Genomic DNA, 18889 nt, shown 5'->3' with positions numbered 1-18889 from the left:
GATTACAATGAGTAAAAAAGTTCTAATTGTAGGTGGTGTAGCGGGTGGAGCATCTGCTGCCGCAAGATTGAGAAGATTGGATGAGAATGCCCAAATAATTATGTTTGAAAGGGATGAGTATATTTCCTTTGCTAACTGTGGCTTGCCTTATTATATTGGGGAAACAATTAAGGAAAGGGATAGATTATTAGTTCAGACACCGGAGTCAATGTATGCCAGATTCAAGATTGACGTACGAATTAACAGCGAAGTTACAAAGGTGGATACTGCGAATAAAAAGGTTACTGTTAACAGTAAATCAAAAGGAGTTTATGAAGAAACATATGACTATCTAATTTTATCACCGGGAGCAAAAGCATTAAGGCCGAACATTCCGGGGATTGAAAGTGATAAGATATTCACCTTAAGAAATATCCCTGATACGGATTCAATAAAGAGCTATGTTGATAAAAAAGGAATTAATAAAGCAGTTGTCATCGGTGGTGGATATGTAGGAGTAGAGATGGCAGAAAACCTGAAAGAAAGAGGGCTGGATGTAACTTTGGTGGAAGCAGCTCCTCATATTTTGGCCCCGTTTGATTCTGATATGGTAGTAATTGCAGAGAAGGAATTAACGGAATATGGAATTAAACTAATCCTTAATGACGGAGTAAAATCTTTTAAAGAAATCGGAAATCAGGTTGAGGTTACCTTAAACAGCGATACGAAACTAGAGACGGATATGATTATACTAGCGATCGGTGTTGCTCCGGATACCGGTTTCTTAAAAGAAAGTGGAATTGAATTTGGTCCTAAAGGTCATATTGTTGTGAATGATAAGATGGAAACCGGTGCGGACGGTGTCTATGCTGTTGGTGATGCGATTGAAGTTGTTGAATATGTAACTAAAATGAAAACAGCAATCCCTTTAGCAGGACCCGCTAACAAGCAAGGCAGAATAGCAGCGGATAATATTGCCGGTTTGGATGTGAGATTTGAGGGTTCTCAGGGTACTTCGATTATTAAAGTATTTGGTTTAACTGCGGCTAGTACCGGAGCGAATGAAAGAACACTGCAAAGAGCAAATATAGCATATAAAGTAGCGTTCGTACACCCGGTATCCCATGCATCTTATTACCCAGGAGCTGTACCAATGACCTTAAAATTAATTTTTGCAGAAGATGGCAAAGTATTAGGAGCTCAGGGAATTGGTTATGATGGAGTAGATAAAAGAATTGATGTTATAGCAACGGTAATTCGATTGAATGGTACGGTAGATGATTTAACTGAATTGGAACTTTCCTATGCACCTCCATTCTCCTCAGCGAAAGATCCGGTTAACATGGCAGGTTTTGTGGCACAAAACATTCTGGCAGGAAGATCCCATATGACAACATGGTTAGAAATTGAACAGATGCCGAAAGAGGATTATATCCTGCTGGATGTCCGTACAGAGGAGGAATATGAAAACGGACACGTCGAAGGTGCAATTAATATACCGGTAGACAGTTTAAGAGACAGACTTAACGAGCTTGATAAAGATAAGCTGATTGTGGAATATTGCCAGGTAGGCTTGCGTGGATATGTAGCTGACAGAATTTTAACCCAGAATGGATATCAGGTGAAAAATGTGACCGGTGGATATAAATCAGCAATGTATCTGCAATTGGACTCAAACAATCATATTAAAACCAGTGATCCCGGTGATAAAAATAATGGTGATAAAAGAGTTGTGATTGATCCGGATACTCAGGCTGTCAAAGAAGATGCAGATGGGACAGGAAAATATGATATGACGTTAGATGCTTGCGGATTGTGTTGTCCTGGACCTCTTATGCAGGTTAAATCAGCCATGAATGATTTAAAAGAAGGTCAGATATTAAAGGTATCAGCCTCTGATCCGGGTTTTTATGAAGACATCAAGGCCTGGTGCAAGAGAACGAATAGTGAGTTGATGGATTTAGAAAAATCAGGGGGGAATATCACCGCTTTTATAAAAAAAAACGAATGAATGATTCACTTAATCAGAATATGCACACATTTGAAACCAAAGATAATAAGACCATGGTAGTATTCAGCGGAGATTTGGATCGTGCTATAGCATCCTTCATTATTGCCAATGGTGCAGCATCTATGGGAAAAAAGGTTACGATGTTCTTTACCTTCTGGGGACTCAATATTTTACGAAAGCCTGATAAAGTAAAAGTCCAGAAAGGCTTCATGGATAAAATGTTTGGTATGATGATGCCAAGAGGCAGTAAAAAACTCAAGCTATCTAATATGAATATGATGGGTATGGGCGCTCCAATGATACGTAAAGTGATGAAGAATAAAAATGTATCCTCTCTGGAAGAATTAATTATGGCAGCAATCAATAGTGGAATTGAAATTGTTGCCTGTCAGATGTCCATGGATGTAATGGGATTTCGGAAAGAAGAGTTGATTGATGGTGTTAAAATAGGCGGTGTAGGCTATTATCTGAGTGAGGCGGAGGATTCAAACGTAAATTTATTTATATAGTAGGATTGGGATGTCATAAGCCTTTATTCATACTTGGATTTGTAAATTTGAACTTGCACATTCTTTATTCAGAATGATGCAACTATAGTTTAGTGAGCAACTGTTATGATGTCATTGGTGCTTAGACCGCGTGTTATGCGGAACTAAAAGGGCCTGTTGCATTATTTATAGGCTGTGAGGTAAGCAATACTTTCTTAAATTTTTTATGCTACAAACCTTTGGATTGTTGTCTATAATAAAATGAATATGAAAAGAGCTGTACACAAAACATCCAGGAGATATTTATCTGGAAACACAATATTTATCTATTGTTTTGTGTCAGCTCTTTTGTTATAATTACCATATATAAAATGGATTAAAATGTATATATAAGTAAAAGTCTAGTAAAACACTATATGGATAATACACGAGGATTATGTTAATATCCGGACTATAAGTTTGCGTTGGTAAAAATCTAATATGGATTCGTACAAAGGATAAATAATGAGAGTAGAAGTTAGAAAGAAAAACGTAAATAATGAGAACAATGAGCAGATAGGTATGAAAAGCAGAATTGTCATACACAGGATTAATCTGATTCTTGCCGTTAGTTTATATCTTATCATGATGATTCTTATCGTGCGCTTAGCTAATGTGAAAGGAATCTGGGTGAAAGTATTTGGACTATACTTTTATCGAAGTGTTCTTAATGGAGTATTAGCTCAGATTCAGGTAATGTTAGCCATATGGATTGTATTAAATCCCATTAAGAATAGTTTCGCTGTTGCATTCTCTCTATGTTTATTAGCTTCCTTTGGTGCAATCAGAGCATTTGTTTTCGAAGGCAATACAGATGCAATCCCGGGTATTGTTGTACCAGTAAGTGCTATATTCATTATAATGATAATAAAGCGTTACTGGATAAAATTAAATTACAGGATCCATGAAGTGACTAAGCAAAAGGAAGAAATAAAAAAGTTATATGAAAAGGATTTAATTAATAATAAACAACTTAAACAACAGAATGATCAGCTTAGAATTTATAACCGTATTATGAAAGAAAATGAAGAAAGATTACAACATATCGCTTATTACGATTCACTTACAGATATACCGAACCGTAAAATGACGATCGATCAGTTGGATTTTCTTACACAGCCACCGCTTGCAAATAAGATGAATTTTATCTTTGTATATATAGACTTAGATGATTTCAAAAAAATAAATGATACCATGGGACATAATGTAGGTGATATCGTTCTACAAAAAGTTATTTGTAGATGGAAAGACAAGCTACATAGAATGGATATGTTAGGCCGTTTGGGCGGAGATGAATTTGCTCTGATTATTCGTCGTGAATTAGTTGATAGGGAACTTTTCGAATATACGGAAAGCTTTAAAAAGGCATTAGAAGAGCCGATTGTCATTGAACAGCATGAATTTTATATAAAAGCTAGTTTTGGAATAGCCAAGTTTCCGAAGGATGGATGTGATACTACCAAATTACTGATAAATGCTGATATCGCTTTGTATCAAGCAAAAAAAAGTGGTAAGAACAATATTCGATTCTATCGCGAATAAAGATTAACCAAACACCTGTTATTAATAAAAGCCGTCGTAAAGATAAGGGGTACCGATTAGAGTAAAAGTGGTAATCCCAGTATTTACGACGGACTTTATTTATATTATACTATAACTGATCTTATGTAGATTTATTGATAGCCATAGCTTGTTTGGGGGGAGTTTATGTTACATAATAAGAAATTAAAAAAATGTTTCATTTATTTATCAATGTTTAGCCTTATAATTTTGATTTTTCCTAACCAAGCATCCGGTGAAGTAGCACCAATTACTCAAACCCAGGAAAAATTAATGGATATATCGGAGGAGGAACAGGAGGTTTTAAAAACATTATTTGCCCTTACTCAGGAAATAGAAGAGATGGAACGGGAGGAATTAAGACTTACCGATGAAATCAAAACTCTGGAAGCTCAGATACAAGAACTGGAGCGTAAAATCAATGATAAGCAGGAGGAATTTGATCATCAGTTATCAGTACTGGAAAAAGTTTTGATTAGCTATCAAAAGGGTGGTCCGGCTTCATATTTCGAAATGTTATTAAGTTCAAAAGATTTTACTACATTTTTAATGAATATAAATCTAATGAAAGACATATCACATAATTTGGATGAGCTGCTGGCTTCCATTGATGAAGGAAAACTGATTTTAACTGAGGAAAAAGAGAAGCTTACCTATAATATGCAGCAATTAGAAGTGAAGAAAGAAGAGCTCAAAGAACCAATTGCCAATAAGCAAAGGCTAAGAAAGGAACAAGAGATATATCTGGAAAGACTGGAAGAGGAAAAGGAACGTTATTCAGAACATCTATCTAATTTAGAGCTGATGTGGGACGATTTAAAAATAATATTTTCCGAGATCGTAGGTGAATTCACCCGAATTATTGGGGAAGGCCATTTTACTATGGAGGATATGAATATCAGCTTTCAATTTTTATCCATTAAGGGAGCATTACATGAGGATACCTTTAATACTATCCTTAAAGAACACTCCACACTTCCTGAAATTGTATTTCATTTTGACACAGATAAGGTATTGCTTGAAGTACCTGAGAAAAATCTGATCCTGAAAGGAAAATTTTCTATCGTAGGAAAAAGTACACTGGTTTTCGAGGTGGAAAGTGGAAGTTTTTATCAAATGCCCTTGGAACAGGCTTCTATTGATGAATTGTTTAAGCAAGGTCCGCTTTTGATTGATTTTGAAACAATTGTAGGGGATATGGTTCTAATTGATATTAATCTGGATACTGTGAAAACCGTAGATGGGTATCTTGAATTTATATTAAAAACAAGTCTGCGTATCTTTTAGTATACGGGAATGGTAAAAATCATCTACATAACAGATGAATGTACACATTAAAGAAAAAAAGGAAATTCAAAGAGTGTGTTTCTTCCGGTTTCATCTACAGAATGCAGTAACATGGAGGGTCAATATGATAGAGGCAAATAAAGTTTCTTTGCGTTATGCAGACAATACCTTGGCTTTGAATGAGGTTGATGTAAAGATCAATCCCGGTGAACTGGTATTTATCACAGGCCCCAGCGGCTCCGGCAAAACCAGTTTACTTAAGCTGCTTATGGGAATGGAATATCCTACTGCAGGAACCTTAAAGGTATTAGGTCAGCCTATGAAAAAAGGCAGATCAGGAAAGATAAGTAGAATAAGAAGAAAAATCGGCCCTGTCTTTCAGGAATTTAAACTAATCGAAGGCAGAACAGCCTTAGAGAATGTATACATTGGCATGCGATTTCTTGGGATGTCACCAAGAAAAATGAAGGAGTATGCAACTACTGCCTTAGATCGGGTAGGCCTTGCTCATAAGAAATTATCTCCAGTTGAGAAACTATCCTGGGGAGAAGCACAAAGAGTAGCGATTGCCCGGGCTGTAGCCAGAAAGCCTCATCTGATTTTAGCTGATGAGCCCACAGGAAATTTGGATCATGACAATGCGGTTAAGATCTTGGAACTATTGAAGTCATTTCGAAGTGATCAGACAGCGGTTATTATTACAACCCATGCAACACATTTAATTGAAGATGAGAAGGATGCAACCTTTCTATATGTAAACAAAGGAAGTGTCTCCATAGAACGGAGGGGAAAAGAGTGAGGAGCTTCTTTTATAATCTAGGATATTTCGTGAAAGAAACATTTCGAATGTTACGTATGAATCTCCTTTCCAATCTGTTTTCACTGGTTGGTACGGGTTTGATTTTATTTTTATTTGGATTGGTAATTACCGGAGGAACTATAGGCAACCGAATTGTAATGCTGCTATCAGAAGAAGCTCAGATCAGTGCATATTTTACAGATCTTACCGATATGGAGAAAGCTGAGGACTTAGTAAGCAGAATAAAAGAACTGGAGGGGGTTCGGGATGCCTTTTATATTAATGCGACACAGGCCTATGGCAGAATGGAGAAGGTTTTGGGAGAGGAAGCCGGTATCCTAGAACTCTTTGAGAATAATCCCTTTGAAGCTTTTATAGAAATAAGAATACATATGGAAGCAATGGACACCGTCATAGAAAAGGTAAATGCCTTAGAAGGAATTGATTATGTTAGGGATAACATAGAGGTGTTGGAGCAGATGAGAGGGATCACCCAGGGGTTAAAGATATTAGGATATTTTATCTTTTTGGCAGTAAGTATCACGACTCTGATTATTCTGTCCCATCTAATAAGACAGGGAATTTATCATAACAGGGAACAGATTCATACCATGAAGCTTCTGGGAGCTCCGAATGCTTTTATCGGTTTTCCGTTTGTTACTGTAGGCTTATTATTAACACTGACAGGGGGATTAATAGCTTCCGGTTTATTAGTATTTTTCATTGACGGAGCCTATGGTGAGATGAACGGATTACTTCCATTTCTTCCCCTGCCATCCAAGAATGAACTGACATCCGGAATCATTCTATGGATACCGACTGTAAGTGCTTTCCTTGGTATTAGCGGCAGTTTATTCGGGCTATCATCTGTCAAAAAGGTTTCAGGATGATTTAATATGCTAAAATACAAAGTGGATTTTTGATCTGCGTACCATAAGCTAAGTCTTATTTAATACCTGCCTAAAGGTATATAGGTATATATTAAGTTAATAAATATATAATTTGATTATAAATAATAATTATTTTTTTAAGAGAATGCATCAAATACATTGCAGAATAAAAATGGAGGAATCTAATGTACAGCTTTGTGAATGACTATAGTGAAGGGGCACACCCAAGAATATTAAAGCTACTGATGGAAAACAGTTATGAACAGAATACAGGATATGGAGATGATGTTTATTCTAAAAGAGCAAAGGAATATATAAAAAAACATCTAAATAGAGAAAATGTTGATATCCATTTCATTCCCGGAGGAACACAAACGAATCTAATTGTAATATCTGCATTTTTAAGACCCCATGAATGTGTGATCGCAGCAGATACAGGACATATTAATGTTCATGAGACCGGAGCGATTGAAGCCACAGGTCATAAGGTCGTAGCCGTTCCGGCTACTGGGGGGAAACTTACTCCTGCAGATATACAAAAAGCACTGGATTATCATAAAGATGAGCATATGGTGAAGCCTAAGATGGTATATATCTCCAATTCAACAGAGTTGGGAACTATTTATAAAAAGGCGGAACTGGAAGCGATTCATGATATATGTAAGATGAATAACCTTCTTTTATTTTTAGACGGAGCAAGACTGGCATCTGCGTTAACCTGTGAAAGGAATGATCTTGCTATACAAGACATGGCTCGTCTTGTTGATGTGTTTTATATCGGAGGGACCAAAAATGGTGCGCTTCTTGGAGAGGCTTTGGTTATCTGTAAGGATGAACTTAAAGAAGATTTTCGATATCTCATTAAGCAAAGAGGTGCCATGCTTGCTAAGGGCTTTGTCATCGGAATGCAGTTTGAGGCTTTGTTTCAGGATGATTTATATTTTGAGCTTGGAAGCCACGCTAATAAAATGGCAGAAAAACTGGCTAAGGCTCTAATAGAATGCGGGTATACCTTCTTCGCTCCAACCTGTACGAATCAACTATTTCCTATCATCCCGGATGAAATATTGAATAAATTAACAGATCATTTTCAATTCATAGTGATGGAAAAAGCGGATAACAACAGTAGTATAGTGCGTCTGGTTACCTCTTGGGCTACTACGGAGGATAGTGTTGCTGCATTTTGCGAATTCCTAAAAAGCATCTCATAATTATAAAATGAGAAGTTTGACATGATTCATAAGATAATATATTTTCAAAATAAAATTTTAAATGATTTAGAAGATACAATGCATCTAAAGATGAAATATAGTGAAAAAATCTAACATGAAACACCAAAAACCAAATTAAGAACGAAATTTGTGACAGAATTTCATAAAGAATAGTGTTGATTTGGTAAATTAATGTTCTGTTATAGAAGTTATGAGTAGATATTTCTTATTACAGAATTAACAGGGGGATATAAATCATGATGACACGTGATAATCACAAAAACGGAGACCAATTATCCATCTTAGGCTTTGGATGTATGCGCTTTCCTATGAAGGGTACCGGTATCGATGAAACAAGATCCATTGCCATGATACGTAATTCCATAGAGAAAGGTGTTAATTATTTTGACACGGCTTACTTTTATCATGGAGGGAAGAGTGAAAGCCTTCTGGGGAAAGCCTTAAGGGATGGCTATCGTGAAAGAGTTAAAATTGCTACAAAGCTTCCGCCCTTTATGCTTAGTAAGCTGGAGGGAGCAAAAAAGATTTTTGATACTCAATTGTCAAGACTTCAGACTGATTATATTGACTATTATCTTCTCCATATGCTTACGGATAAACCTTCCTATGATCGCATGGTAGATATGGGCGTATTAAAATGGATGGAAGAGCTGAAAGAAGCAGGAACCATTAAAAACATCGGATTTTCTTTTCATGGAAGTAAAAATGACTTTGAGCAAATAGTAACGGCATATCCCTGGGATTTTTGCCAGATACAATATAATTACTTGGATGAGAATAACCAAGCAACAAAATCAGGACTTATGCTGGCACATTCCTTAGGAATACCGGTCATCGTTATGGAACCCCTTCGGGGTGGGAGATTGGTGAATAATCTGCCAAAGGAGGTATTAAAAACCTTTCAGCATTATGATAAGGACAGATCCCCGGCTGAGTGGGCGCTCAGATGGATCTGGAATCATCCTGAGGTACATGTGATACTATCCGGAATGAGTGATGAAGCACAGGTTGAAGAAAATATTTGTGTCGCGAAGGATGCCCCACCGAATTCTCTATCAGAGGAAGAACTTCATATATTTGATCAGGTTAAGACTATTATGCATGAGAAGACGAAGGTACCCTGTACCGCCTGTGGTTACTGTATGCCCTGTCCGTATGGCGTTGATATACCGGGCTGCTTTGCGGCATATAACAGTAAGTACCTACTAGAGGATAAGAATGCTCGCTTTAAATATCTACAGACCTTAGGCGTCTTATCGAAGCAACCGGCATTTGCTTCTGTATGTACAGAGTGTGGAAAATGTGAACGTCATTGTCCTCAGAATATAGAAATTCGTAAGGAATTAAAGGTAGTTCGAAAGGAAATGGAAGGCGTATTATTTAAAACAATAGTAAAAGGAGCAAGAACATACCTGAAACTGAGAAAATTTAAGGCATAATTTTTTATAAATGCGCTATGTACGAATGAGATATAATAGAATGAATCAAATAGAACTAAATCGGAGAGGAAACGAAATGAGACTGATCAAAGAGTTTTTAAAAGGGATTTTAATCGGTATAGCTAATATTATACCCGGAGTTAGCGGAGGTACCATGGCTGTTTCCATGGGTGTATATGATAAGATTATCATGTCTATTACCGGTATACGAAAAAATTTTAAGTTAAGCGTAATTACACTTTTACCCTATGGAATTGGAGCAGTAGCCGGTATTGGTATCCTTTCCTTTATCGTAAAAGGAGCATTAAGTAATTATCCCATGCAAACCAGCGGATTGTTTATTGGTTTAATTATCGGAGGTATTCCGGTTATTACGAATAAAATGAAGGGAACAAGGTTAAATCTTCCTAATATTACAGCTTTTTTGTTATTCTTTCTTTTAGTTACAGGAATGGCCTTCTTAAATGGTAATGAAGGTGCTGCAACGGATATCACAATTAATATCGGAGCGATAATTCAGTTGTTTTTTGTTGGTATGATAGCTTCTGCAACTATGATTATCCCCGGAGTTAGTGGATCTTTGGTAATGATGATATTAGGCTTTTATGGGATTATCATCAGTAATATCAGCAATTTTATCAGTGCCCTTACTGATTTTGATCTACCCGCTCTGATGCATGGCTTCGGCGTATTGTTTCCCTTCGGTATCGGATTGCTCCTGGGGATAGGAGTAATCGCTAAGCTGATAGAGATGTTATTTAAAAAGGTTCCGGGAATTACTTACTGTGCAATTCTTGGACTGATTTTTGGGTCACCGATTGCGATTATATATAAGATTGGAATAAGTTCTGTAAGCATCATTTCTGTTATCGTTACAATAGTGTTGTTCTGTATAGGGTTTGCAACTTCAATGCTGTTAGGTGATGAATAAGAAAATTAAATGATAAAGCAAGATGGTTAACATATAGTGATAGAAAACATCTAAATTATATTAAGGTGCTGATGTAGATTATTAAGCAATAATTTGCATCAGCGCCTTTTATCTGTAGGTGTACCACGAATAACAACGGGTCTTCTAATTGAATTTTAATCTAATATTTTTTGTTATATATTGACATAGAAATAAGTATATGTTATTATTAGACCAGGTAGTTTAGACCACCTAGTCTAGTAGCATTAAATAGATGAATTTTATATTTTATATGCATTTTGTGGTTATCATGAAAGGAGGATTTGTATGGAATGGTGGACATGGGTACTAATTGGAGTAGGTGTTGTTGCTTTGGGAGCAATCAAGCTTGCAATCTTTAAGAAGATGAAGCAAAGCAAGGAAGCCAAAAAAAAATTCACGGATGAAGATTAATGGTTAGGGTAGGTGTAATACTTGAAGAAAAATTTTGATTACCATGGACTGATTGGAGAGGGTAACCCACTATTGCGTTACCCTCAACTACTCGAAGCAGCCATTGATGAGTTCTCACAGAAAAAATTCGAGGATGCTTCTTTAAATGATATTTTAAAGAAAGCTGATATGAGTAAAGGAAGCCTTTATCATCACTTTGGCGATAAATTCGGACTTTATCTGGCCTTAATGGATATCATCATAAAAAAGAAGGTATCATTCTTTGTTCCGTTTTTGCAAAAACGGGAAGATAGCGGTGACTTCTTTGACACTGTAAGGGATGTAATTAGAGGTACATCGGATTTCATGTTTGCAGATGAACGATTACATCATCTGTTTAACCGCAATATGGAAGCGGGGAAAGAGCTGACTGAGCAGCTGATACAGTATTTTCCATACAATTATGGAGCATGGTTTCATAAGCTCATATGCTCAGCAATAGAATCCGGTCAAATCGACAAAAAATACTCACCTGAGTTTATTGTTAAGATCTTGGAAATTATGTTCTCCAATGTTCATAAGCTACTTCCGCAGCAGGTTACTCCGGAACAGGCAATCGAGGCAATAGATCAGATGGTTACAATGATGCAATACGGAATTGCAGCAAAAAAGGAGGATTCGTAATGAGTAATGCTTTTCAGGTAAAGGATTTACGTTTTAAATATAAAAGTTCTAAGGAGGATACTATTAAAGGTGTTTCCTTTGATGTGATGGAAGGAGAGATTTTTGGACTTTTAGGACCATCCGGAGCAGGTAAATCCACCACGCAGAAAATTTTAATAAAGTTGTTAGAGGATTATTCAGGTGAAATTAGCTATTTTGGAAAGGATTTAAAATCCATAGGTAAATCTTTTTACGAAGAGGTTGGTGTAGGCTTTGAGATGCCGGTACATTTTTCTAAGATGACAGCTATGGAAAATATGAAGTTCTTTTCTGGATTTTATAAGCAGACGGCTAATGTTCAGGAGCTAATGGAACAGGTTGGCCTATGGGAGCACCGTAATGTCAAAGTTGGGGATTATTCTAAGGGTATGAAGGTTCGTCTAAACTTTGTCCGAGCGATGTTAAATAATCCCAAAGTACTCTTTCTCGATGAGGTAACCAACGGTCTGGATCCTAAAAATGCCAGAATATTAAAAGACATTATCTCAGATTACCGTAACCGAGGCGGTACCGTATTTCTTACAACCCATTTGATGAATGATGTGGAACAATTATGTGACCGAATCGCCTTTTGTGTGAATGGCAAGCTATATGAGATCTCTACGCCCCGGGATCTGAAACTAAAGTATGGTAAACGGGAAGTAAAAATCGAATATAAGGAAGAGGGAGCAACCCTTGATAGAATATTTCCACTGGAAGGCATAGGCCTGAATGAGGAGTTCCAGAACATCTTAAGAACTAAGGAGATTGAAACCATCCATAGCGGTGAAACCTCGATGGAAGATATTTTCATTAAGGTGACAGGAGGTGTTCTGTAATGAGAAACCTAAAAAAGCTGGTTTTGGGTGAATTGCATAGACTGATTAACTATAAGATACTTCCCATCAGCCTCGTTACAGCAATCATATGGATTATTATCTTTTTATTCCTGTCCGAAGAGGAAGCACGAAACATTGCTCCGTTATTAATTTTTGTGGATGTATCCATGATGTCAATTATATTAATAGGGGCATCCCATCATTTTGAAAAACAGGAGGGTACCATTAAATCTATGATGATGATGCCTGTATCCATGGGGGATATTTTACTGGCTAAGGTTCTTTCCTCTATGGTTTTGGGATTAGAATCGGCAATCGTAACTTCTGCCGCTTTGTATTTTATTCACGGGGTTACCTTTAACTACATGGTTTTATTAATATTTATCATCATAGCCGGAGTAGCTCATGCAGCCATAGCATTTATTCTTGCACTGAACAGTAAGGATTTTACCTCATCCCTGGGCTTGCTGATGGCCTATATTCTACCATTTCAGCTTCCTTCTATGTTGTTTACATTTGGTATCATTGAGAAAGAATATGAATGGCTACTGATGTTCTCGCCCTCCCATGCAGCCAGCAGTCTCATAACCTTTGCGGTGTCTTCGGATTATGATGCGTTAAAAGTTTTAATTGGATGCCTGTATCTCGTGTTTTTAAGCATTGTACTATTTCGGTATTTCGTATACTCGAAGTTTAAGAGCAATGCGGTAAGGGGGTAATATATGAAAAAATATCTGTCTTTACTAAGATACGAAGCTAAGACCATACTACGGGATACCATAAATCTATATATGTGTATGTTTCCGATCATCATTCTTCTTCTAGCTTCCTATGTATTTCCGATGATATTTGAAACCATGGAGGAGGGTCAGGGGTTGGAGGTTACCATGTTGATCCTATTGATCGTGGTACTGATCTTTGGAAGCTTCTTTCTAGCAGCTATGGCAACCTTCTTACTACTGGATAATAAGGATGAGAATACACTTAATACTGTAGCCGTAACACCGGTTGGAGCCTCCGGATATATAAAGTTTAAGATGACTTATATCTACATCATGACGGTGATTAGTACAATCGTTGTATTACTGGGTACGAAACTAATTGCAGGCAATCGATATGCCATTCAGGGGGTATCACTTTTTGACCGGATTGGTATAGTTCATATTATAGGTTTTGCTTTAGTGGGTGCACTGTTCACACCGGCCTTGGCACTAGTCCAATCGGCCTTTGCCAAGAATAAGATTGAGGGCTTTGCTTTTATTAAGGGTACCGGTATGGTAGCTATGATTCCGATCTTAATGATATTGGATACTTTTGAGGGAGGATTGCAATATATTCTCGGTATTTTCCCTAACTTCTGGGCTGTGAAAGGTCTGTTGCTTAAGCTGTTTCCGATTGAAAACAGTGCGAATCTTAATTATCCGCTGTATCTATTGATAGGAGCAGCATATAATATATTCATTTTAATTGTGGCCTATCGCTTCTTCTTAAAAAAGGTACAGTATTAGGAATAGAAGATTATCAGGCTAAGGATGCATAAAAAGAGCGTTATACATCTTATATTTTATAAGATTGTATAACGCTCTTTTTAACTTTAATTGCAGCCGATTGCTTCTTTATCCATTATCTTTTTTGCAAAGGGGATGGAAGCACCGCCCATCATATTACCAAAAGCTATGATAATAAGATAAGCGAAAGACTTTATAGTCCACATATCTGCTATGGAATAATAAAACATGTTGGCAATACTATGTTCGAAGCCGATTAATACAAAAACCATGATTGGAAGGAACATTGCAAGATATTTACCAAGGCTGTCTTTTATCGTTAAATAACCCATTACCGCAACGCACATTAGTATTCCGCAGAAAAAACCCATAATAAACGCGCTGAAAAGTCCGTCTGAAAGCTTATTATTAACAATTTCTGCAGAGTGTTTTGATAATTTAATGAGCTTTGTTTGACGAAACAGATATCCAGTTCCTATCGTTCCTAAGGCATTACCAAGAAATACGGTGAAAACAGTATTTAAATAACTTAATTTCTTATTAGGTATGTAACATACTTTACCGGTGTAGAGGTCAAAGCCAAAGGTATATATGGTAAACAATCCGATCGTAAACAAGAATGCTCCTATAATCTGATTTTCAACGGAAAGATAAACTGCTCCTCCTATACTGACAGCGACTCCTGCCATAGTTGCTCTGATAAATGTCTTAAACATAAAAAAATCTCCTTTTGTATACAATTGTGTCTGTTTTTAAGCAATACGTGCTATTATAACATGGTTTTTGTAAGTTGTATAGATTAATATATATTCCAGTAGAAAGATTTTTTTATATTCCAGTAGTAGGATTTTAAGATAGAAAAATAAATTGTGTTTTCTTAGCACTTCATGTAAAATTAGGAAATGTATCAATGGTAATATGTATATAAAAGAAAAGAATTATAATGGGATTAGGATATACTAAATTTATAAAGGTCACATTAATTAAATATATAAGTTCGTTTAATATGGAATGCTTATTGCAGTTATTTATATAAATACATTTATAAATCTACATTTGCGGTTCTGACTTGCTAAAGCAATACGGAAGCAATAAGTATTAATCAGAGTTAACACGATAAGGAGTAGAATACATGAAACAGATACAGGATAAGAATAAAAAGACCCATAGAAAAGGGTTATCAGCCGGGCAGTCATCGCAAAAGAAAAGTCAAGAGAAAGGCATACATTCCGCTCAGAAGCTGGTACAGTTATATGAAAGAGAAACCGAACAAAAACATCGAAAATCAAAACATAGTAATGAATCAAATAGCCGTAGCACCTTGGAGGATATATTGGATCAGGAGCTAACAACAGTTAATAATAACCGTACTGCCAAGATGGGGAGACCAGGGAACAATAAGCAATCTCATAAACAAGAGAAGAAGCATCATCAGAAAAAAGATGCAGATAAAAATGAAGAGAGAAGAATAATAAACAGAGAAGGAAGCAAAACAGATAATAGAGTAGATTATAGAGCTTCTAACAGTGCTGAATACAAAGCAGGAAATAGAAGTCAGATATCGAAGTCTACAAGGAAGCAAGATAGTAGTAATGTATCTTCTAGCAAAAAACAGATGTGTGGATACCTAAAAAACTGCGGTGGTTGCAGACTACAACAGGGAAGCTATGAAGAACAGCTTAAGAATAAACAAACGGAAGTGAATCAATTAATAAGTAAATTTTGCAAAGTAGAACCTATCATTGGTATGAAAGATCCTTATCATTATCGAAATAAGGTTCATGCAGTATTTGATCACGATCGAAAAGGAAATCCCATCTCAGGAATCTATCAGGAAGGGAGCCATAGGGTAATAGCAATTGACAGCTGCATCATTCATAACAAGAAGGCCGATGAAATCATTGTAGCAATTCGTGGGCTTTTAAAGTCATTTAAAATTAAAACCTATGATGAAGATACCGGTTATGGCTTGCTGCGTCATGTACTAGTTCGATCCGGCTTTCAAACCGGTGAAATTATGGTAGTGCTAGTTGTATCCTCCCCAATCTTCCCGTCTAAGAATAATTTTGTGAAAGCCTTGCGAAAGCTCCATCCGGAGATTACAACCATTGTATTAAATGTGAATGATAAAAAAACCAGCATGGTTTTGGGTGAAAGGGAACAGACAATATACGGCAAAGGCTATATCGAAGATGTTCTATGCGGTAGGGTATTTCGAATTTCACCAAAATCCTTCTATCAGATAAATCTGGTGCAGACAGATATTCTATATAATAAGGCAATAGAGTTTGCTAAATTGTCAGGTGAAGAAACAATTCTTGATGCGTATTGCGGAATAGGAACAATTGGTATTATAGCTTCCGATCATGTAAAGCGGGTCATTGGAGTAGAGTTAAACGGCGATGCAGTAAGGGATGCCAAAACCAATGCAAGACGAAATCAAGTAACTAACGTAGAATTTTATCAACAGGATGCTGGAGAGTTCATGAGCCAGCTGGCAGGACAAAAGGAGAGTATAGACGTTGTGTTCTTAGACCCTCCTAGAGCAGGAAGTGATGAGAAGTTTCTAAATTCCTTATGTACCTTAAATCCGGAGAAGGTCGTATATGTATCCTGCAATCCGGTAACTTTGGAACGGGATTTAAATTATCTCACAAAAAAAGGATATAAAGCTGTAAGAGCAGTGCCTGTAGATATGTTTCCTTGGACGGAGCATGTGGAGACGTGCTGTCTTCTGAAACGTATGTAGAATATGGGGTTCAAGGTATTGCCTATATCATAGGTCGAGACATGTGTAGATAATTTTGTGGAGATTAGCTTGCTAATCTCTATTTTTAATTTGTATATTCCCAAAAAAGAAGAAGAAAAGTATATGAATTATATTAGTGTAAGAGAAGCAAGTAAAAAATGTGGAATTTGTGATAGACGTATTAGAGTTTTATGTAGTGAAGGGAGAGTAGAAGGTGTTGAAAATAGGACATCTGTAATATATATACAACAATCTGTGATTTGTTTATATATGTTTCATAGTTAGTACTTTATAATAAGAGATAAGTAATCTATCCTTAGAGAGGAGTGTCAGATGATGCGTATTACAAATGTCTCGCAAATTAATGAATTGTTTGGAAATGAACAGTTAAAACATCCACTTATTACATTGTTAAGACCGAATGAAGCAAAAATAGTTCCGGAAATAAAAGAGAAAATATGTGTAGATCTTTACAGTATTAGTCTAAAAGATGGCTCAGAATGCAAAATAAAGTATGGAAGGAAGATGTATGATTTTCAAGGAGGGACATTAATTTGCTTAGCTCCGGGACAAATAATTGAACCAATCAGTAGAGCAGAAATAAAAGAATTTGAAGGTTGGAATTTGATATTTCATCCGGATTTAATTCGAAGTACTAATCTAGGAGCTAAAATTAATGATTATTCATTTTTTTATTATGAGTCTTATGAAGCATTACATATCTCAGATCATGAAAAAGAGGTGATATCAGGGGTTGTGGATAGCATTTGTGCTGAGTATCAACAGAATATTGATATCTATACCCAAGATGTCCTTGTATCAAACATTGAATTGTTGTTGAATTACTGTAAACGCTTTTATGGGCGTCAAATGTTAACAAGAAAGCATGAATCACAAGATATCGTACAGCGGTTTGAAAAGTTGTTGAAAAGCTATTTTGATTCTGATGAACCTAAGAATTTTGGCTTGCCAAGTGTTAGGTATTGTTCTGAACAATTAGGTTACTCTGCCAATTATCTTAGTGATGTATTAAAACAAGAAACAGGGAAAAATGCCCAGGAGCAGATTCATTTTTATTTGATTGAAAAAGCTAAAGATATGCTGCTTGGAACAAGTGAACCAGTGAATACAATTGCTTATGAATTAGGTTTTAAATATCCTCAGCACTTATCCGTATTATTTAAAAAGAAGATAGGAGTGTCCCCCAATGAATTTAGAAAATAAATTAAGAGCTAAAAAGATAATTGCAAGAAAAGCCGGCGTTTTTTACTTAATAATGGCTATATTTTATTCTATTAGTATGATATTTGTGGATAGCTTTATATATCAACCGACGAATGTTAGCTTGACTATTGAACGTATGACAACATCCCAGAACATATTTTATATTGGGTTTATATGCGCTTTAGCCGGTCACATAAGTTTTTTGTTTTTAGCAAATGTATTATATCAATTATTTGAGGAAGTTAATCGAGGATTAGCAAGATTAATGGTTATATTTATTATCGTTGGCGTAGCCATTGCCTTTCTAAATAGGGTGAACCAATTAGGTGCATTTTTAATACTAGAGGATAGTTTAATTCATGCCGCCTTTGATGTAAATGCCGTTCAAAGCGTGGTTATGTTATTTTTAAATATCCATAAAAGTGGGGAGATTTTAGCAATGGTGTTTTGGGGATTATGGCTTCTGCCACTAGCCATGCTGATGATAAAATCTAACATGATGCCCAAAGTGATTAGTATTATGTTAATCAGTGCAGGTATATGTTATCTTGTTGAGTTTTTAATGTTCTATTTATTACCTGAAGTTTCTGTTTCAATGGATCCTTTTTTTACGGTAATTGAGACTGTTGCTGAAGTTTCATTGATTCTTTGGCTACTAATTAAGGGTGTATGTGCAGCCAATATTAGGGCTATTAAACATAGTTAAGGTCACCAAGTTCATCTGTAGATGAACAAAGGTCTGAAAAAATTTATTGTTGCTATTGGGATTTTATCTTCAGAGATTTTAACTTTTTCTATTCT

At 36.2% G+C, this 18889-nt stretch carries 18 protein-coding genes; 17 read left to right on the top strand and 1 reads right to left on the bottom strand.

The features are described 5' to 3' along the window. Nucleotides 1–7: 7 nt before the first annotated feature. The 14 genes from I5677_RS13120 to I5677_RS13065 all read left to right on the top strand — a co-directional run bounded on the left by I5677_RS13120 (nt 8) and on the right by I5677_RS13065 (nt 14115). Entirely contained in the window at nt 8–1990 is a 1983-nt protein-coding gene (locus tag I5677_RS13120; RefSeq protein WP_330617925.1) for a CoA-disulfide reductase, read from the top strand. A gap of 20 nt (nt 1991–2010) precedes the next feature. Beyond that, entirely contained in the window at nt 2011–2499 is a 489-nt protein-coding gene (locus tag I5677_RS17450) for a DsrE/DsrF/DrsH-like family protein (RefSeq protein ID WP_330617924.1), read from the top strand. Nucleotides 2500–2982: 483 nt separating this feature from the next. Further along, nucleotides 2983–4059: a GGDEF domain-containing protein gene (locus tag I5677_RS13115; RefSeq protein WP_197662084.1), complete on the top strand. Its 1077-nt coding sequence runs from the start codon at nt 2983–2985 to the stop codon at nt 4057–4059. A gap of 165 nt (nt 4060–4224) precedes the next feature. Then, entirely contained in the window at nt 4225–5364 is a 1140-nt protein-coding gene (locus I5677_RS13110; protein ID WP_197662083.1) for a coiled-coil domain-containing protein, read from the top strand. Nucleotides 5365–5488: 124 nt separating this feature from the next. Further along, nucleotides 5489–6163, top strand: coding sequence for a cell division ATP-binding protein FtsE (locus tag I5677_RS13105; RefSeq protein WP_197662082.1), 675 nt, complete (start codon nt 5489–5491; stop codon nt 6161–6163). A 29-nt stretch (nt 6164–6192) separates the two neighbouring features. After that, entirely contained in the window at nt 6193–7053 is an 861-nt protein-coding gene (locus I5677_RS13100) for a cell division protein FtsX (protein ID WP_197662081.1), read from the top strand. A gap of 185 nt (nt 7054–7238) precedes the next feature. Then, a complete protein-coding gene (locus I5677_RS13095; RefSeq protein ID WP_197662080.1) occupies nt 7239–8264 on the top strand; it encodes a threonine aldolase family protein in 1026 nt (341 codons plus the stop codon). Nucleotides 8265–8521: 257 nt separating this feature from the next. Continuing rightward, a complete protein-coding gene (locus I5677_RS13090; RefSeq protein ID WP_197662079.1) occupies nt 8522–9724 on the top strand; it encodes an aldo/keto reductase in 1203 nt (400 codons plus the stop codon). A 76-nt stretch (nt 9725–9800) separates the two neighbouring features. Beyond that, complete coding sequence (locus I5677_RS13085; RefSeq protein WP_197662078.1) at nt 9801–10655, top strand: DUF368 domain-containing protein; 855 nt, start codon at nt 9801–9803, stop codon at nt 10653–10655. A 306-nt stretch (nt 10656–10961) separates the two neighbouring features. Then, nucleotides 10962–11087, top strand: a complete 126-nt coding sequence (locus I5677_RS17365; protein WP_279380765.1) for a hypothetical protein — start codon at nt 10962–10964, stop codon at nt 11085–11087. 21 nt (nt 11088–11108) lie between these two features. Continuing rightward, nucleotides 11109–11750 (top strand): TetR/AcrR family transcriptional regulator, encoded by a 642-nt coding sequence (locus I5677_RS13080; protein ID WP_197662077.1) that lies wholly within the window; start codon nt 11109–11111, stop codon nt 11748–11750. After that, the gene (locus I5677_RS13075) at nt 11750–12607 is read left to right on the top strand and encodes an ABC transporter ATP-binding protein (protein WP_197662076.1); all 858 of its coding nucleotides are present in this window, start codon (nt 11750–11752) and stop codon (nt 12605–12607) included. Before I5677_RS13080 ends, I5677_RS13075 begins: the two co-directional genes overlap by 1 nt. Beyond that, complete coding sequence (locus I5677_RS13070; protein ID WP_197662075.1) at nt 12607–13326, top strand: ABC transporter permease; 720 nt, start codon at nt 12607–12609, stop codon at nt 13324–13326. Before I5677_RS13075 ends, I5677_RS13070 begins: the two co-directional genes overlap by 1 nt. A 3-nt stretch (nt 13327–13329) precedes the next feature. Further along, the gene (locus I5677_RS13065; RefSeq protein WP_197662074.1) at nt 13330–14115 is read left to right on the top strand and encodes a hypothetical protein; all 786 of its coding nucleotides are present in this window, start codon (nt 13330–13332) and stop codon (nt 14113–14115) included. An 86-nt stretch (nt 14116–14201) separates the two neighbouring features. On the opposite strand, the gene I5677_RS13060 is transcribed toward I5677_RS13065, so the two are convergent. Next, nucleotides 14202–14831 (bottom strand): formate/nitrite transporter family protein, encoded by a 630-nt coding sequence (locus I5677_RS13060; protein ID WP_197662073.1) that lies wholly within the window; start codon nt 14829–14831, stop codon nt 14202–14204. A 416-nt stretch (nt 14832–15247) separates the two neighbouring features. On the opposite strand from I5677_RS13060, the gene rlmD reads away from it, so the two are divergent. The 3 genes from rlmD to I5677_RS13045 all read left to right on the top strand — a co-directional run bounded on the left by rlmD (nt 15248) and on the right by I5677_RS13045 (nt 18794). Continuing rightward, nucleotides 15248–16864 (top strand): 23S rRNA (uracil(1939)-C(5))-methyltransferase RlmD, encoded by a 1617-nt coding sequence (gene rlmD / locus I5677_RS13055; protein WP_197662072.1) that lies wholly within the window; start codon nt 15248–15250, stop codon nt 16862–16864. Between the two features lie 336 nt (nt 16865–17200). Beyond that, nucleotides 17201–18088, top strand: a complete 888-nt coding sequence (locus I5677_RS13050; RefSeq protein WP_243456601.1) for a helix-turn-helix domain-containing protein — start codon at nt 17201–17203, stop codon at nt 18086–18088. Next, a complete protein-coding gene (locus tag I5677_RS13045; protein ID WP_197662070.1) occupies nt 18072–18794 on the top strand; it encodes a DUF4386 domain-containing protein in 723 nt (240 codons plus the stop codon). Before I5677_RS13050 ends, I5677_RS13045 begins: the two co-directional genes overlap by 17 nt. Nucleotides 18795–18889 lie beyond the last annotated feature (95 nt).

Origin of the sequence: Mobilitalea sibirica (genome assembly GCF_015999265.1) — a bacterium.
GTDB classification, from domain to species: domain Bacteria; phylum Bacillota; class Clostridia; order Lachnospirales; family Lachnospiraceae; genus Mobilitalea; species Mobilitalea sibirica.
The sequence above is the reverse complement of the archived record's forward strand: the minus strand, read 5'-3'. Positions and strand labels throughout refer to the sequence as shown.

Coding starts and splice junctions, on each gene's coding strand:
- I5677_RS13120 (WP_330617925.1), top strand. CDS start 8: ATGAGTAAAAAAGTTCTAATTGTAGGTGGTGTAGCGGGTGGAGCATCT.
- I5677_RS17450 (WP_330617924.1), top strand. CDS start 2,011: ATGCACACATTTGAAACCAAAGATAATAAGACCATGGTAGTATTCAGC.
- I5677_RS13115 (WP_197662084.1), top strand. CDS start 2,983: ATGAGAGTAGAAGTTAGAAAGAAAAACGTAAATAATGAGAACAATGAG.
- I5677_RS13110 (WP_197662083.1), top strand. CDS start 4,225: ATGTTACATAATAAGAAATTAAAAAAATGTTTCATTTATTTATCAATG.
- I5677_RS13105 (WP_197662082.1), top strand. CDS start 5,489: ATGATAGAGGCAAATAAAGTTTCTTTGCGTTATGCAGACAATACCTTG.
- I5677_RS13095 (WP_197662080.1), top strand. CDS start 7,239: ATGTACAGCTTTGTGAATGACTATAGTGAAGGGGCACACCCAAGAATA.
- I5677_RS13090 (WP_197662079.1), top strand. CDS start 8,522: ATGATGACACGTGATAATCACAAAAACGGAGACCAATTATCCATCTTA.
- I5677_RS13085 (WP_197662078.1), top strand. CDS start 9,801: ATGAGACTGATCAAAGAGTTTTTAAAAGGGATTTTAATCGGTATAGCT.
- I5677_RS17365 (WP_279380765.1), top strand. CDS start 10,962: ATGGAATGGTGGACATGGGTACTAATTGGAGTAGGTGTTGTTGCTTTG.
- I5677_RS13075 (WP_197662076.1), top strand. CDS start 11,750: ATGAGTAATGCTTTTCAGGTAAAGGATTTACGTTTTAAATATAAAAGT.
- I5677_RS13070 (WP_197662075.1), top strand. CDS start 12,607: ATGAGAAACCTAAAAAAGCTGGTTTTGGGTGAATTGCATAGACTGATT.
- I5677_RS13065 (WP_197662074.1), top strand. CDS start 13,330: ATGAAAAAATATCTGTCTTTACTAAGATACGAAGCTAAGACCATACTA.
- I5677_RS13060 (WP_197662073.1), bottom strand. CDS start 14,831: ATGTTTAAGACATTTATCAGAGCAACTATGGCAGGAGTCGCTGTCAGT.
- rlmD (WP_197662072.1), top strand. CDS start 15,248: ATGAAACAGATACAGGATAAGAATAAAAAGACCCATAGAAAAGGGTTA.
- I5677_RS13050 (WP_243456601.1), top strand. CDS start 17,201: ATGCGTATTACAAATGTCTCGCAAATTAATGAATTGTTTGGAAATGAA.
- I5677_RS13045 (WP_197662070.1), top strand. CDS start 18,072: ATGAATTTAGAAAATAAATTAAGAGCTAAAAAGATAATTGCAAGAAAA.